The sequence below is a fragment of the Sulfitobacter maritimus genome, assembly GCF_013346665.1.
Taxonomy (GTDB): domain Bacteria; phylum Pseudomonadota; class Alphaproteobacteria; order Rhodobacterales; family Rhodobacteraceae; genus Sulfitobacter; species Sulfitobacter maritimus.
The window spans coordinates 1-15,374 of record NZ_JABVBB010000023.1; the positions used below are offsets into that span (position 1 = coordinate 1).

Annotated in this window: 13 protein-coding genes and 2 pseudogenes; 3 read left to right on the forward strand and 12 right to left on the reverse strand. The window is 57.8% G+C overall.

The annotated features are described in order from the left end of the window. Positions 1–52 precede the first annotated feature (52 nt). The 4 genes from HTT03_RS07210 to HTT03_RS07225 all read right to left on the reverse strand — a co-directional run bounded on the left by HTT03_RS07210 (position 53) and on the right by HTT03_RS07225 (position 3,854). Positions 53–763, reverse strand: a complete 711-nt coding sequence (locus HTT03_RS07210) for an IS6 family transposase (protein WP_174857895.1) — start codon at positions 761–763, stop codon at positions 53–55. Between the two features lie 87 nt (positions 764–850). Continuing rightward, positions 851–2,188, reverse strand: a complete 1,338-nt coding sequence (locus tag HTT03_RS07215) for a TRAP transporter large permease (RefSeq protein WP_174859203.1) — start codon at positions 2,186–2,188, stop codon at positions 851–853. Next, entirely contained in the window at positions 2,185–2,754 is a 570-nt protein-coding gene (locus tag HTT03_RS07220) for a TRAP transporter small permease subunit (RefSeq protein ID WP_174859204.1), read from the reverse strand. Before HTT03_RS07220 ends, HTT03_RS07215 begins: the two co-directional genes overlap by 4 nt. Positions 2,755–2,825: 71 nt before the next feature. Continuing rightward, positions 2,826–3,854 (reverse strand): TRAP transporter substrate-binding protein, encoded by a 1,029-nt coding sequence (locus tag HTT03_RS07225; protein WP_174859205.1) that lies wholly within the window; start codon positions 3,852–3,854, stop codon positions 2,826–2,828. Between the two features lie 163 nt (positions 3,855–4,017). Between HTT03_RS07225 and HTT03_RS07230 the strand changes: the two genes are divergently transcribed. From HTT03_RS07230 to HTT03_RS18890, 3 genes are read left to right on the forward strand one after another with little or no spacing between them, the layout of a single operon-like run. Then, positions 4,018–4,770 carry an SDR family NAD(P)-dependent oxidoreductase gene (locus HTT03_RS07230; RefSeq protein ID WP_174859206.1) on the forward strand — a complete coding sequence of 251 codons (753 nt, stop codon included), beginning with the start codon at positions 4,018–4,020 and terminating at the stop codon, positions 4,768–4,770. A 32-nt stretch (positions 4,771–4,802) separates the two neighbouring features. Then, on the forward strand, positions 4,803–6,509 hold the full coding sequence (locus tag HTT03_RS07235) for an FAD-dependent oxidoreductase (protein WP_174859207.1): 1,707 nt from the start codon (positions 4,803–4,805) through the stop codon (positions 6,507–6,509). Beyond that, positions 6,506–7,432: an EamA family transporter gene (locus tag HTT03_RS18890; protein ID WP_174859208.1), complete on the forward strand. Its 927-nt coding sequence runs from the start codon at positions 6,506–6,508 to the stop codon at positions 7,430–7,432. The genes HTT03_RS07235 and HTT03_RS18890 overlap by 4 nt, the downstream gene beginning before the upstream one ends. On the opposite strand, the gene HTT03_RS07245 is transcribed toward HTT03_RS18890, so the two are convergent. From HTT03_RS07245 to hmgA, 8 genes and pseudogenes are all read right to left on the reverse strand, one after another. Beyond that, the gene (locus HTT03_RS07245) at positions 7,386–8,186 is read right to left on the reverse strand and encodes an IclR family transcriptional regulator (protein WP_174859209.1); all 801 of its coding nucleotides are present in this window, start codon (positions 8,184–8,186) and stop codon (positions 7,386–7,388) included. The two genes, HTT03_RS18890 and HTT03_RS07245, sit on opposite strands and share 47 nt — an antisense overlap. 264 nt (positions 8,187–8,450) lie before the next feature. Beyond that, positions 8,451–8,999, reverse strand: a complete 549-nt coding sequence (locus HTT03_RS18820) for a sulfatase-like hydrolase/transferase (RefSeq protein WP_343035735.1) — start codon at positions 8,997–8,999, stop codon at positions 8,451–8,453. Further along, positions 8,890–9,474, reverse strand: coding sequence for a sulfatase-like hydrolase/transferase (locus HTT03_RS18825; RefSeq protein ID WP_343035728.1), 585 nt, complete (start codon positions 9,472–9,474; stop codon positions 8,890–8,892). Before HTT03_RS18825 ends, HTT03_RS18820 begins: the two co-directional genes overlap by 110 nt. A 50-nt stretch (positions 9,475–9,524) precedes the next feature. Beyond that, positions 9,525–9,716, reverse strand: a complete 192-nt coding sequence (locus tag HTT03_RS07260; RefSeq protein ID WP_174859211.1) for a DUF2783 domain-containing protein — start codon at positions 9,714–9,716, stop codon at positions 9,525–9,527. 5 nt (positions 9,717–9,721) lie between these two features. Then, positions 9,722–11,325 (reverse strand): annotated as a pseudogene (locus HTT03_RS07265) (FAD-dependent oxidoreductase); the annotation flags it as partial. Between the two features lie 199 nt (positions 11,326–11,524). After that, positions 11,525–12,475, reverse strand: a complete 951-nt coding sequence (locus tag HTT03_RS07270) for an MBL fold metallo-hydrolase (RefSeq protein WP_174859212.1) — start codon at positions 12,473–12,475, stop codon at positions 11,525–11,527. A gap of 80 nt (positions 12,476–12,555) precedes the next feature. After that, positions 12,556–13,806 carry a fumarylacetoacetase gene (fahA, locus tag HTT03_RS07275; RefSeq protein ID WP_174859213.1) on the reverse strand — a complete coding sequence of 417 codons (1,251 nt, stop codon included), beginning with the start codon at positions 13,804–13,806 and terminating at the stop codon, positions 12,556–12,558. Between the two features lie 111 nt (positions 13,807–13,917). Next, positions 13,918–15,281, reverse strand: a pseudogene (hmgA, locus tag HTT03_RS07280) (homogentisate 1,2-dioxygenase). Between the last annotated feature and the right edge of the window lie 93 nt (positions 15,282–15,374).

Genomic DNA, 15,374 nt, shown 5'->3' on the forward strand with positions numbered 1-15,374 from the left:
GGGATCGTCAAGTTGTTGTCCGGGATCGAAAGTGGGGGTGCGCTACCTTCTGTCACGCGGCCATGCTTTTCGCACAGTGGTTCCAGCGCTCGAACGCGGCGGCGAGGCTCTGACGGTATCTGGAGGCGGTCAACTTGTGACGGCGAGGGCGGAACAGGTTGGCGGTTTCATCGTGGGCGCAGAGGAACCTTTGCGCCTGCCTTGCCGATTTGAAACGGCCCTGGATTTTCTCGCGCTTTCGCGTGGGTCTGTGCGATCCCTCAATACGATTGTTCAGTCCCTTGTGCGCCCGGTGATCCACGTTCAGCCCGAGCTGCCGCAGGGCCGCGCCGTAGCTGCGCAGCTTGTCCGTCACGATGACGCGGGGCTCTCCCCAGCGGGCGATCAGCCGTGAAATGAAACGCTTCGCCGCCCGCGCATTGCGGCGCGTTTGCACGAGGATGTCGAGAACTTCGCCGTTGCTGTCCACGGCGCGCCACAGCCAGTGTCGCACGCCGTTGATCATAATCACCACCTCGTCCAAGTGCCATTTGTCGGTGGGCCGCGGGCGCGTAGCGCGGACCCGTTTAGCGATCTGCGGCCCGAATTTCCCCACCCATGCCCGGATCGCCTCATAGCTCACCACGATACCGCGCTCGGCCAGCAGATCCTCGACATCACGCAGGCTAAGCGAGAAGCGATAATACGCCCAGACCGCGTAGGAAATGATGGAGCGTGGAAAGCGGTGGCCTTTCAGGCGCGGTGCCGAAATCTGACTGATCATCGCACGGAGCTACATAACTGCCCTCCGGAGGGCAATAACTTGACGATCCCATTGGGTGTGTTATAATTTCCCGATCCTTCACACCCATCAACGTCCCAAGTAAGCTGGCAGCCAGATCGCGATCCCAGGGAAGATAATGATCAATGCCAGCGCCAGAACCTGAAGACCGACAAACGGCATCACACCACGATAGATTGTCGTGATCGGAATGTCGGGTGCAATTCCGCGCAAATAAAACAGGGCGTAACCGAATGGCGGAGTTAGGAAAGACGTTTGCAAGTTCACGGCCAACGCGATTGCAAACCATGCCAGCGCGGCATCTTTCTCAAGCCCAAAATCCAGCCCAAGGATCACGGGAGCCACAATAGGGACCACCACAAGCGTAATCTCGACCCACTCCAGAAAGAAGCCGAGAATGAACACCACGCCCATAATCAGCAAGAACGAGGCATACGGAGTGATCCCTTCTAGCAGGAACAAATCAAGAATCATCTTATCCCCGCCGAGCTTGCGGAAGATTAAGCTAAAGATGGTGGCCCCAATCATAACGAAAATAATCATGGCTGTAGTGCGGGTCGTGTCCGACAACGCCCGCCCCAATGTCGTGATATCCAATCGCCGCGAGATTAGCGCGAGGAACATGGCACCCGCGGCCCCGATCGCGGCACTTTCTGTCGGCGTCGCGATGCCTGCTACTATCGTGCCCAGAACTGACAGGATGAGAATGATCGGCAACATCAGGTCAAAGACAAGTCGTAACGCAAGTTCACCTAAGTGGGATGCTGGTTCTTGCGCGATGGGCGGCATGCGCTCGGGTTGGCGCCAGACGACAAAAGCAAGATATGCCACGTAAAGCACAGCAAGCAGGAGCCCAGGACCCACAGCACCGATGAAAAGACTACCGACGGAAATACCCAACTGATCACCAAGAATGATCAACATAACCGAAGGCGGGATAAGTATGCCCAGTGTACCACTGGCCGCGATCAGCCCCGTAGAAATCTTTGCATCATAGCCGTTGGCCAACATAGGCGGCAGCGCCATCATCCCCATCAGCACCACCGATGCGCCAATGATGCCTGTCGATGCCGCCATGATCACGCCGATTAATGCCACCGCAAAAGCATATCCTCCCGGCAGCGTACGAAACAGTGTCGCAAGCGACCGCAATAGCCGTTCCGCCACGCCCGATCGTTCCAGCATCAGCCCCATGAACACAAACAGCGGAATCGCAATCAGCAACCAATTGGTCAGAACACCCGAGAATATTCGCTGCACGCCCAACGATAAAAACAGGATGGGCACGTCGGCGATCACGGAAAATAGAATACCTACACCCGCCAGAACGAAAGCCACTGGATAGCCAGAAAAGATGCCGGCCATCAACGCCAGCAGCATTGCGAGCGGCCAAATGAAATCACTCATGTAGGTGTCTCGCTTTCTGAGAGGGTGCCATGCACCAGGCGCAGTATTGTTTGAATGGCTCGCGCAAGTGCGGCCAACCCAAGCAGGGCAAAGCCAGCGGGCACGCAGGCCTTTATAAACCAACGATCCTGTAATCCGCCATAATTGCTGCCTTCGCCCGAACTGAATGCCGCCAACGCAAACTTTTGCCCGAACCATAATATGATCAGACAGAACGGCAAAACCAGTAGAAGGTCCCCAAGTATCTGGATGATCGCCCGGCTTCGAGGCGATATGCTGGCTGAAACGAAATCTACAGACACGTGGGCATTATCGCGAAACGCGTACGAGCCCCCCGCAAGCACTAATATTGCAAAGATATGCCATTGCAGGTCAATCAGCGTATTGACGGTTATTCCGTTTCCCAAAAGAAACAGATCCGCGTCCCAAGTCACAAAACTATTACGCCCTGTTTGTCCGGCCCACACGGCCGCGCAGACAAACAGGATGAGCGGCAACAACAACCACCCGACCACGCGGCCCGGCAAAACGCACAGGTCGATCACACAGCTCAGAAATCTGTCCAAATCACAATGCCCCTAAAAACGATGCGCCGTGGCGACGGTACTTTGCCGCCACGGCATGTTTCAGAACTGCCTTATCGGGGCAATGTCTGCAAGTCGCTCCAGCGGCCCACGCGTTCCACGTAGGCTGTCAGCGATTCATAGGCTTCCTTAAAAATGGGATCTTTGGCCGCCTCTCCCTGCATCACTTCGTTGGCCGCATCCTTCATCGCCAGCAGCACCTCGTCAGGAAAACGCTTGACCGACACGCCTGCTGCCTCAATTTCCTCGATTGCAGTGATCTGCTGGTTCAGCTGGTCGCCCAAGTTGTCGACGATGTTGGATTTGCAGGCCTCGACCATAATATTCTGATGCTGTTCTGACAGGTCGTTCCAGACATCTTGATTGATGATGATGCTGTCCCAGCTAGAGGGTTGATGCCATCCAGGAAAATAATAGGTCTTGGCGATTTCTTGAAAACCGAAATTCTTGTCCAACTGCGGCGCCGAGAATTCTGCCGCGTCGATCCGCCCCGTTTCAAGCGACACATAGATTTCGCCCGCAGGCACAAGCTGTGTGTTCGCGCCCAGTTTTGCCAACGCCTGACCACCTAGACCGGCGATCCGCATATTCAATCCCTTGAGATCGTCGACGGTGTTTATTTCAGTATTGAACCATCCGCCCGCTTCAGGAACGACAAGGTGGCAGGGGATGATCTTGACGTTGTGCGGGTCATAGGCTTTTTGGATGATTTCGAGACCACCTCCTTCGAACATCCACGCCAGTGCGATGTCGGGCGATGGGCCGAATGGCATTGAGCCGACCAGGTTGGCGACCGGGATTTGTCCGGCCCAATAGCCGATCCAGTCAAAACCCATCGGGATCGCACCCGTGCTGACCGCACCGAAAACCTCGAAGGGCGGTACAAAATCGCCAGAGCCGTGAACTGTCACGTCGACCTCGCCGCCGGTCATCCTGCGGACCTTATCGGCCCAGTTCACCGGGCTTGGCCCGATTGACGGTACGTTCAGACCAAACACGCTTTGCAGGTCATAGGTATCAGCGGACGCGGCACTGCCGAGCCCGACAGTGGCCGCAACGGCCATCAATACGAATTTATTCATAGTTTCCTCCCAGTCGCGGGACGCAGCCCACACGATAATTTGGCACGCCAGACCCTCCAATTCTAGTCGGACGTATCGAGCCACCAATGCGACTTGCGCCTTGGTAACGCCCTAAGTATTAGATATATGTGAATGCGTTTGCAATATGCGAAAGAGAGAAGTGATGTTTAACCTTCAAGGAAAAGTCGCCGTGATCACCGGCGCAGGCCAAGGCAACGGTGCTGCAATTGCCGCCGGGCTCGCTGCAGCAGGCGCGAAGGTGGCAATGGCGGATATCAACAAGGAAACCGTTGAAAACACGCGCGAAAACATAACCGCGTCAGGTGGAATTGCACTGGCGGCGCAATTGGATGTGACCGATATGGATGCCGTGTTTGCCTTTCGTGAAGCCGTGACGGAAACCTTTGGCGCAACTTCGATCCTTGTGAACAACGCAGGAGTTATCCGGCGCACGGACATCGATTCAAACACCTACGAATCGGATTGGGATGCCACGTTCGCTGTGAACGTCGGCGGTCCGCGCAACATGGTGCGCGCATTTCGCGAAGACCTGAAATCACAGCAAGGGGTAATCATTAATCTCGCGTCTATTATGTCGTTGGTGGCCGGACCTGCCCTGACTGCCTATGCAGCCAGCAAGGGCGCAGTTGCACAATTCACCAAGGCACTTGCGCAGGATATGGCGCCCTACGGTGTCCGTGTGAACGCAATCCTGCCTGGGGTCATCGCCACCCCGATGACCGAAGTCACACGCCAATCGCCCGAAGCGATCGCCCGCTTCATGGCCCACACACCGCTGCGCCGTGTCGGTCAACCCGAAGAACTGGTGGGTCCTGTGCTGTTCCTCAGTTCGAACGCGGCAAGCTATGTGACCGGCGCGCTGCTGCCAGTTGATGGCGGTTATCTATCCAATTGAACCAACAAATAACAAATTGAGGAGGAGGCGACATGGAACGCCAGATATATGAATGTGATGTGCTGGTTGTCGGTTCTGGCGCCGGGGGCCTTTCCAGCGCCGTGAGCGCCGCCCACCGTGGGCTGAAAGCTCTAGTTGTCGAAAAAGAGCCTGTTTTTGGCGGCACTACCGCCCGTTCCGGTGGCTGGATGTGGGTACCCAACAATGCCCCTGGCAAACGCGCGGGCGTTGAAGACAGTTTAGAGAAAGCTCGCACATACCTCAGGCACGAGGCAGGCGAACACTACGACGCTCCTCGCGTCGAGGCATTCCTTGAGGCCGGCCCCAAGGCCGTCGAATTCTTTGAAAAAGAAACATCTTTGCAATTTGATCTTGGCCCCACCTTTGCAGATTATCACCCTGACGCCCCCGGCGGTCTCGACGGTGGCCGTTCGATCGTCGCGCGCCCCTTCGATGGAAGCAATTTGGGTAAGGAGATCAAACGTCTACGCCCGCCGCTGGCTGAAATTACATTCCTCGGCATGATGATCGGCACAGGCAAGGAGTTGCTGCATTTTTTCAATGTTACGCGCTCGCCAATCTCGGCCTTTTACGTCGGTAAACTGTTCTTGAAATTCTTGCGCGACATGGCTTTTCACGGGCGTCCCATGCGCCTGATGAACGGCAACGCCCTGGCGGCACGACTGGCCAAATCCTGCATAGACAAGGGTGTTCCGATCTGGACTCGGGCGGCGGTCAAGGAACTGATCCGGGACGACACGGGCCGCGTGACCGGGGCAATGGTACAGACGGCCAAAGGGATGGTCGAAGTGCGCGCAGCCAAAGGCGTTGTGATGGCGGCGGGCGGCTTCCCACAAGACATCGCCCGCCGTGCGAAATTGTTCGACCATGCCCCCAGCGGCAATGAACATGCCTCCCCTGCCCCTCCCGGCAACACGGGCGACGGATTGCGCCTGGGGCAGGCGATTGGCGCATCTGTAGACGACAGTCTCCCAAATGCTGCCGCGTGGGTCCCGATTTCGCGCCCTGTACGCAAAGACGGCACCCTTGGAACGTTTCCCCATTTCGTGGACCGCTCAAAACCTGGAGTGATTGCAGTGACTCGTTCAGGCCGCCGTTTTTGCAACGAGTCCGACAGCTACCACGACTTTGGACAGTCCATGGTGGCCCGCTGCAGAGAAGAGGGTGGCGAGATATGTTCCTACTTCGTGGTCGATCATCGCACCTTGCGTAAATACGGGTTGGGCTATGTCAAACCCTACCCTGTGCCGTACAAGCAGCACATTCAGAACGGCTACCTCCTTAAGGGTGACACTCTACGTGATTTGGCATCTGGAATCGGGGCCGACCCCGAAATGTTTGAAAAAACGGTGACTGAATTCAACGTTCACGCGCGCAAGGGTGAAGATCCTGAGTTCCACAAAGGGTCAACTTCGTACAACCGCTCACTAGGAGACCCAGAACACAAGCCAAACCCCTGTGTCGGTCCGATAGAAAATGGCCCGTTTTACGCGGTTAAACTGGTCATGGGCGATCTGGGCACCTTTGCGGGGCTGAAGTGTAACGAATACGCGCAAGTACTCGACAACGAAAGCAAGCCCATCGACGGTCTTTATGCTGCAGGCAACGACGCCGCGAGTATCATGGGAGGCAACTATCCGGGTGGGGGCATCACCCTTGGGCCCGCCATTACCTTTGGCTACATCGCGGCACGTCACATGTCCGGCGCCAACGGGTGAAATCATCATGCGGCGGTATCGCCTTTGGCCTTGCCGCCGTGCTAGCCTGGGCCATTTACAACGTTGGTGTCGCACTAGGGCACCAGCAGGGCTTCACCAGCGCCGATTTGACCTTGCTGCGTTATGCGGGCGGGGCTGCAGTGATGGTACCACTGCTCACACTATCCCGCGCCAACCCGTTCGCCCGAACGACACCTTGGCGGGTGACCGTTCTATTTGTTCTGGCTGGGCCACCCTTTGCATGGGTCATCAACACCGGCTTTAGGCTGGCCCCCTTAAGCCACGCAGTTGTCATCAGCCCCGGCACTACCATGCTTGTTGCCAGCGCACTCACACGGCTGGCTGGAGGCGTGCCTATCCCGATGTACCGCAGTTTGGGCATGATGCTGTTAATGCTGGGCCTGTTAATCATCGCCTCAGATCAAAACAGTCCAAAGCAATCGGGCCTGGGCACGTGGGCCGGTGATCTTTGTTTTGTAGCTTCTGGGACGCTGTGGGGTGTTTTCACTTGGCTTATGTCCCATTGGAAGTTGGACGCCGTACGTACCACAGGACTTATCACAATTGTTTCGGCTACCGTTTATGTGCCGCTGTACGCACTGCTGTTTGATCCACCACAGATTGCAGCTTCGATGTGGCTGGAGCAATTTGCCTATCAGGGATTGTTAGGCGGCGCGCTAGCAGTGGTGTTCTTTGCAGTTTCGGTGAAGCGGCTAGGTGGCGGGGCCGCGGCGGTGTTTCCCGCGCTTGTGCCGCCCGTTGCGGTGCTTTGTGCCATCCCTATGACAGGACAACTACCGAACCTGATTCAATTCGCCGGATTGTGCACCGCAACTGCAGGCTTGTTGCTCTCGCTGGATCTGCTTGGGGGCGCGTTCAGGCATCGCTTCCGTGGCCCAGATCGCGTGAAAGATCGCCCGTGAACGCCATCAGGCGCCGCACTGGCTCGCCGTCGGGGGATAAATCAATGTGCCCCGACGGGCCTATTACAGTCACAGCAAGCTGGATCGTTCCAGTGTGGTCAAATACCGGAGCAGCGATCGCAGACACACCCGGAATCGGCATGTCACGCGTCAGCGCGTATCCGTTCGACTTGGCCTTGGCTGCTGCTGCAACATAGACATCTGCATCCACCTTGAAATAGGTACGGCGCTGAAATTCGGCATCCGACAGTTCGCGATCGACGACATCTTGGGTGATCGATTTGGGCAGAAAAGCCCCAAAGACTGCACCGGTTGCGGTGACAGTCATGTTATAGTTACCACCAACCTGAACATTCGCGTGAATACGGCCGTCAAATTCCTGCACATACGTAATCGTTGGACCATGCATGCCCCACACTGAAATTGACACCATTAGGCCAAGTTCATCTGAAAGAGTCCCGACGCGCGCGATCGTATCGCGGTAGGGGTTTTGGTTGCGCAACCGCGAAAGACCCAGATGCAAGGCAAACGGCCCAAGCTGGTATTGACCGCGCTCCGTCTGCTCAACCATCTGCATTTCGCGGAAAGATACAAGGTATGGGTGTAACTGCGCGCCCGGAATATCCACCTGTTCCGCCAAATCCCGCAATTGCATTGGGCCTTTTGCACGTGAGAGCGCCGTGAGAATTCGCCCGCCGGTTTCAATGGTCTGCACACCGCGAGGTCTGCTAACTTTAGTGTCATCTCTGGCCATAGCTCACGGACTTCAGTTCAAAATACGAGAATAATCGCAGCCAATATTAAAGTCGAGTGCGCAACGACTAACCTTCAGAAAATGCGGGCATGCTTCCTTATCTTTAGCGCGATTGACGCCATGCCGCGAGAACAGAACCACCTATCAGCCGTAGCTAGGAGCAGAACCCGCTCAAGCTTTTCGAACATCGATACATCCTCCCCTGCGTTCTCAAACAGGTGCCCGTGAACATCCATAGCGAGCTTGGCAAGCATTGGGAAAAGGTCAATTCGGCTCACCATTGCGTCCACGCCGCCCACGGCATCTACGCCCCCCGCTAACGATCAGCGGAATGTGGTAAGAAGGTCTGTGCGCACTCGCCGGAAAGCTAGCGGCGCCATGTCCCCAGATTCCATTGTGACCCAGCGAGAAACCGTGATCTGCAGTGTAAATAACGATGGTATCTTGATCGAGGTCCAGCCGCTTAGGCACCGTCATGATCCGACCAACTCCATCGTCGATCAGGCTGACTTGGCTGAAGTAATTGCGCAGCGCTGGTACGTTGTTCGGCAACAGCAGCGGCCCCTTGAACTGGTCACGTACCCCGCCCTCTTGGACCCGAAGGCCGAAGCGGTCCAGCACTTCGCTGCTTAGCCCTTCTCGCGGGATAGAATGCATGTCAGCGTCATCGTAAAGCTCGGCGAATCCGTTATCGGCTCGCCCCTCAATGGCTGGCCAATGGCCGTAGGGCCCATTGTAGGGCACGAAAGCGAAGAAGGGATCCTCTTCGCCAGCACGATGCTCGAGGTATTCGACGGTCTTGTCGGTGACAATATTCGACCGTGTGACCCTCAAAACGATAGCGTTCTTCCTGGTCGATGACCTCGTTGCCGTAGAAGCTGACGGTGTGACCATGCGGGAAGGTCACCCAATGGTCGAAGGCCAATTGCGGATCGAACGGCACACCCAGATGGAACTTGCCGATCAGAGCCGTGGCATAGCCAGCATCCTTCAGGAACCCCGGGATCGTGGTAAATTCGTCTACCGCGCACCAACGCTGCGGCCAATGGTCCATAAGCCGATCGTCCAGCCAGTTGTGGATTCCGTGCTGGCTGGGCATGAGCCCGGTCAGGACCGAAGCCCGACAGGGCGAGCACATCGCGTTAACACAATAGGCGTTGTCGAAACGCGCGCCGCCCTCGGCCAGACCGTTAATGTGCGGCGTGCGAACCTCGTCGTTCCCGTAACAGCCCAAAAGCTCGGCGGGCTGGTTGTCAGACATGATCAAGATGATGTTAGGGCGTTTCATGTTGTATCTCTTCCTCGGGGGCCGCGGGACGTTCACGCGCCTGGGCGATCTCAGTCGGACCCTCCAGCTATTTGCAGCGCTTCAGACAGAACCGTGCGGTCGCCAATGTGGTTGGCGAGCAGAAGGATGAGGCGGGCATTGAAGGCAGCGCTTTCCTCATCGGACAGCCCGTCATGCCACTTTATCAATTCGGCGTAGAACTCATCCGCCCCGGCGATATTTGATTTGGTATTCAGAGGCATCTGATTCACTCCTTTGCGCAGGCGCAGCGCAAGGCGGCCCGGATCGCAATTTCATCATATGTATCCCATCGGGCAATCACGTGCTGATCGGGGCGGATGAGATAGACCGCCGAGGTAGCTTCTCCAAGGTAACGGCGGGCCAATGCACCTGAGGGATCATCACCCTTTTCAATAGACAGATGCCGCGCGACTATTCCGCCTTCGCTTACGTCCGCCGCATCGTTTGCATCCACTGTGAGTAGGGTGAAGCCGTGGTCAAGCGCCGACAGCAAAAATCCATCGCCTAGTGGTGCATCGGGACAGGGGCTGCCTGGGCGGGTCTGTTCGGGCCCCCCGGTCAAAGCATCTTCGCCGGTCAGTGAAAGCCCGTCATAGATGCAAGGAACCGAAAGCCGGCCAGAGTTCACCAGCGGGCGGGCAAACGCATGAGTTTCAGACAGGGCCAGCACAGCATTGCGGAACACATGGCTGATGCGAGATTTGGGCGTAATGAAATCTGTAGCCCGGGTTGAATTGAGGATGTTTTCATCGGCGGCAGCGGCACGCTCCTCATCATAGCTATCCAACAGCTTGTCGGGCGCTTCGCCCCGGATGACCATACCCAGTTTCCAGCCCAGGTTGTCGACATCCTGCATGCCAGAATTCGCCCCGCGTGCGCCAAAGGGACTAACCTGGTGGGCGCTGTCTCCCACAAAGATCACCCGGCCGTGACGGAACTGCTTCATCCGGCGGCACTGGAAGGTATAGATCGACGTCCAGACGATCTCGTATTCGACGTCCGGCCCCAGCATTGCATCAAGCCGCTTGCGAACGTTCACTTCCTTCAGCTCCTCGGCGCGGTCCACGTCCCAGCCAATCTGAAAATCAACCCGCCAGATATCGTCGGGTTGTTTGTGCAACAGGGTCGAAGCGCCCGCCTTGTGGGAAGGCTCGAACCAAAACCAGCGTTCGGTTGGAAAGTTCTCAGACAGCATCCGGATGTCAGCGATTAGGAAACTGTCCTGAAAGACCCGCCCCTCGAAATCGAGCCCCATCATGCCGCGCATCGGCGACCCGGCACCATCCGCGGCAATCAGCCAGTCAGCAAGGATGTCGTAGTTACCTTCGGGAGTCGCGACGGTTAGGACCGTGTGATCCTCCTTCACCTCGATGCCCTCCAATCGGTTCTTACCGCGCAGTTCGATCGGCGCCCCCTGTGCCTGCGCCTCGCGAACGCGTTCGACTAGGAATTTTTCGAAATAGGGCTGTGCCAAGTTGATAAAGGCAGGAAAGCGGTGGCCTTCTTCAGGCAAAAGATTGAACTCATAGATCTGGCGGTCCTCGTGAAAGACCTTGCCCACGTTCCAAACCACACCCTTGTCCAGCATCGGCCCGGCGCAGCCGTAGCGGTTCGCGATTTCCAGGCTGCGCTTGGCAAAGCAAATGGCGCGGCTGCCCTGCCCGATCCCTTCGTGATCGTCGAGAAGCACAACCGGAATACCCTGAAGGCCAAGATCCAGTGCGGTAGCTATACGGATGGCCCGCCGCCGACGACAACCACCGGATGGCGCACCGGCGTTTCGGTGTCTTGGTCGTCAGACCGAGTATAGGGGTAGAGCTTAAAGGCAAGCTGCTAGCGATCATCCAAGGGCATTTTGGTCTCCTCCAAAATCCGGGGCTAAGGCCCGGCCCAAGCCGAACGGCCCGGAATGGTTCTGCACGCTTTGGCTCGTTGTCGTGAACGAACCAAAGCGTGCCGCAGTAATAGGGCACCGTGCGCGGGCCGGACGAACCCCAAAACGGGCTTCATCGCACCGCGCCAGTACGGATCACCCCTGCAGATCGTTCCACATGTTCTGGTCGCGCTCGGCGGTCCAGACACGCGGCGTGTCTATGCCGCGGGCTTCGTCATAAGCGCGGGCCACGTTGAACGGCAGGCAATGCTCGTAGATTGCGTAATCGCTGAATTTGGGGTCGCACTCGGCACGCACCGCGTCCCAGGCCTCCTTCAGCGTGCCGCCGCGCGCCACGACGCGGGCCACGGGCTTGTAGGTGCTTTCGACGAAATCTCTCGTATTGGCGATGGCACGCGCGACCATATCTTCGCCGACCAACGCGTCGCCCCGGCCCGGCGCGATTGACTTGGGCTCGAACGCGGCGATATTGGCCAGCGTTTCGGGCCAGTCGTTGAAATGGCCGTCGCCGCAGTAGCAAGCCGAGTGGTATTCAACGATGTCGCCTGTGAACATAACTTCCTGATCCGGCACCCAAACCACGGCATCACCGGCGGTATGGGCGCGGCCCAGCTTCATGATATCGACGCGGCGCTTGCCGAGGTAGACGGTCATACTCTCGCTGAATGTGGTCGTGGGTCGGGTCAGTCCGGGGATTTCCTCATGCCCCTGGAACAGCCGGGGAAAACGGCCGAATTCGCTGTCCCAGTCTTCTTGCCCGCGCTCTTCGACCATGGCGGCGGCGGCGTCGGACATGATAACCTCGCGAGCACCATAGGCGCTGGCGCCAAGCACGCGGACGGCGTGGTAATGGGTCATGACAAGATGCGAGATCGGCTTGTCCGTAACTTCGCGTACTTTCTCGATCACCATCCGGGCCAGGCGCGGCGTGGCCTGTGCCTCTACGATCATGACGCTTTCGTCGCCGATGATGACACCGGTGTTCGGGTCGCCCTCAGCGGTAAAAGCCCAAAGCCCGTCACCCACTTCGGTAAAGCTGATCTTCTTGTCTTCCATATCGCCTTGCGATGCGAATGCTTTGGTCATGGTGTTGTCCTTCCAGTTCGTGTCGCGGACGCTCCCGCGGTCATTACGTTTCCGAGGCAAAGGGTTGCGCCGGCGTGGTCCTATCGGGCGAAGGGATCCGCCAACGCGGCGATAACTTTGCCCGTACAATCTCCGAAGCCGACTCGGTAGCCGTCGCCCTGAGCCCCGCCTCGCAGGGTCAAAGTGTCGCCGTCCTCGAGGAAACTACGAGTTTCGCCCCCGTCCAGCGCTATCGGCTCCTTGCCGGACCAGCTCAGCTCAAGCAGTGACCCACGGCTGTCCTTCTCGGTGCCCGAGATGGTTCCCGAGCCCAAGAGGTCACCAACCTGCATGGGGCAACCGCTTGTCGTATGATGTGTCAGCTGCTGCGCCGCAGAGTAATATAGCTCTTTGACGTTCGTCCGCGCAATAACTGTTTCTACAAGGTTTTCCGGGGCCAGTGCGACTTCGAGATTTACGTCGTAGTTCATTGCCCGCGGTTCTTGCAGGTAAGGCAGCAACTCGCGCTCGCGCTCCGGCGTTGAGGTGCGGAACGGCTCCAGCGCGGCTTTGGTCACGATCCAGGGCGAGATCGTCGTGGCTGTCGCCTTGGCTTGGAACGGACCCAACGGCTGGTATTCCCAAGCTTGGATGTCCCGCGCGGACCAGTCGTTCAACAAGACATACCCGAAGATCATGTCATCGGCTTCTTCTACCGTCACGGGACCTTCAGAGGGCTGTCCCACAATGGCGCCGAACTCAAGCTCAAGATCGAACCGCTTGCAGGGCTCGAAACGCGGCAGCGCCTCGTCCGGCCCCTTCAACTGCCCCCAAGGACGGCGCACCTCGGTGCCCGATACGACGACGGACGAGGCGCGCCCGTTATAGCCAATCGGGATCGACAGCCAGTTCGGCGGCAGGGCGTTTTCAGCCCCCCGAAACATCGTGCCAACATTGGTGGCGTGATGCCGACCGGCGTAGAAGTCAGTGTACTCCGCGACCGTGATCGGCATGATCATCGTCACGTCCGCCTGGGACACCAAGTAGTCGGAACGCGGCTCTGCTCCCTCGCCCAGCAGATCTGTCAATTGACGGCGCAGGTCAGCCCAAGCCTCGGGGCCCAGTTCCATGAAATTGTTCCAGGACGGCACGTCAAAGACCGCCGCGCCGCCGATTTCGACCAGCCCGTTGCTCTCGGCCTTGCACAGGTCAAAGATCATGTCGCCGATCGCGACACCGCAGCGGGGCATCGTACCGTCTCCCGCATCAAAGACGCCGTAAGGCAGGTTGTTCAATGGAAAGTCGGTTTCGGCCGTGTTGGCACTCTCGACCCAGCTTTTCTGGAGCGGCATGTCGCCTCCTTCTTATCTAATAGGAGCGTCCGGTATTCTTCACCCCGGCGCGCCTGTTTCATCTTGAAAATTACCGCGGGGAGGCCCGGAACAGAGCCGGCCACCCTCCCTTCACTTCAATCCGGGCGTTCCGCGTCGAACTTCTTTTCCAGACTGTCCCAGCAATCGATGTAATCGTCCTGCAGCGGCGCTTCCTTGCCCGCGAATTCGGTCAGGTGTTGCGGGAAGCGGGTCTCGAACATGAACGACATCGTTTCTTCCAGCTTCTCCGGCCCCAGATTGGAGTTCGACGCGCCTTCAAATGCCTGTTTGTCGGGGCCGTGAGGGAGCATCATGTTGTGGAGCGACATCCCACCGGGCACGAAGCCCTGCAGCTTGGCATCGTACTGGCCGTGAATGTTGCCCATCAACTCGGACATAATGTTTTTGTGATACCAAGGCGGACGGAACGTGTTCTCGGCCACCAGCCAGCGGTCGCGAAACAACACGAAGTCAATGTTCGCCGTGCCCGGCACGCCTGATGGCGCGGTCAGCACGGTAAAGATCGACGGGTCCGGGTGATCGAACAGGATCGCTCCGACCGGGCAATAGGTCTTCAGGTCGTATTTGAAGGGCGCATAGTTCCCGTGCCAGGCGACCACGTCCAAAGGCGACTGGTTAATCTTGGTCTCGTGGAACTGGCCACACCATTTAATGGTGAGCGTCGAGGGCACGTCGCGATCTTCGTAGGCGGCCACCGGCGCCTTGAAATCACGCGGATTGGCCAAGGCATTGGCCCCAATCGGACCGCGGGCCGGCATTTCGAACTTCTGGCCGTAGTTTTCGCAGACAAAGCCGCGGGCCGGACCTTCGAGCACCTCGACCCGGTAAACAAGGCCGCGCGGAATAATCGCGATTTCCTGCGGTTCGACGTTAATAATACCAAGCTCGGTCGCAAAGCGCAGCTTGCCTTGCTGCGGCACAACCAACAATTCGCTGTCGGCGGAATAGAAGTAAGCGTCTTTCATCGACGCGTTCACAAGATAGACATGCGCAGCCATTCCCACCTGCGTGTTCACATCGCCTGCCGTTGTCATGGTGCGCATACCAGTCAGCCAAGTCAGGTCTTCGTCCGTCGCTTCGACCGGGTCCCAGCGGTACTGACCCAGGCTGGTGACGCCCTCGGGGACATGCGGTGCGGATTTCCAATAGGGCAGATCGATACGATCATAGCGGGCCGAATGCTTTACGCTCGGGCGAATGCGGTAGGTCCAGGTCCGCTCGGGTGGATGCGCGGTGAACGCAGTCCCCGACAGTTGTTCGCCGTAAAGGCCGTAATTGCATTTCTGCGGCGAGTTCATGCCCTGCGGCAGCGCGCCCGACAGCGCCTCAGTTTCGAAATCATTGCCGAAGCCGGGCATGTAGCCCTCATGCGTGCCGGTTGTGCCCGTCGCACGGATCATGCCCTGAGGCAGTTCCAGATCATGCTTAGTCATCTCGGATCCTCCCGAATTTGCCCCACCAACTCCATTGGGCGGGGCACCATTTCACGGCCCTATATAAACGTAGCAATTGCAACATAGTCAAGA

What these genes read in the sequence shown, in the direction of transcription:
- HTT03_RS07210 (WP_174857895.1), bottom strand. Translation starts at nt 763, where the DNA reads ATGATCAGTCAGATTTCGGCACCGCGCCTGAAAGGCCACCGCTTTCCA.
- HTT03_RS07215 (WP_174859203.1), bottom strand. Translation starts at nt 2,188, where the DNA reads ATGAGTGATTTCATTTGGCCGCTCGCAATGCTGCTGGCGTTGATGGCC.
- HTT03_RS07225 (WP_174859205.1), bottom strand. Translation starts at nt 3,854, where the DNA reads ATGAATAAATTCGTATTGATGGCCGTTGCGGCCACTGTCGGGCTCGGC.
- HTT03_RS07230 (WP_174859206.1), top strand. Translation starts at nt 4,018, where the DNA reads ATGTTTAACCTTCAAGGAAAAGTCGCCGTGATCACCGGCGCAGGCCAA.
- HTT03_RS07235 (WP_174859207.1), top strand. Translation starts at nt 4,803, where the DNA reads ATGGAACGCCAGATATATGAATGTGATGTGCTGGTTGTCGGTTCTGGC.
- HTT03_RS07245 (WP_174859209.1), bottom strand. Translation starts at nt 8,186, where the DNA reads ATGGCCAGAGATGACACTAAAGTTAGCAGACCTCGCGGTGTGCAGACC.
- HTT03_RS18825 (WP_343035728.1), bottom strand. Translation starts at nt 9,474, where the DNA reads ATGAAACGCCCTAACATCATCTTGATCATGTCTGACAACCAGCCCGCC.
- HTT03_RS07260 (WP_174859211.1), bottom strand. Translation starts at nt 9,716, where the DNA reads ATGCCTCTGAATACCAAATCAAATATCGCCGGGGCGGATGAGTTCTAC.
- HTT03_RS07270 (WP_174859212.1), bottom strand. Translation starts at nt 12,475, where the DNA reads ATGACCAAAGCATTCGCATCGCAAGGCGATATGGAAGACAAGAAGATC.
- fahA (WP_174859213.1), bottom strand. Translation starts at nt 13,806, where the DNA reads ATGCCGCTCCAGAAAAGCTGGGTCGAGAGTGCCAACACGGCCGAAACC.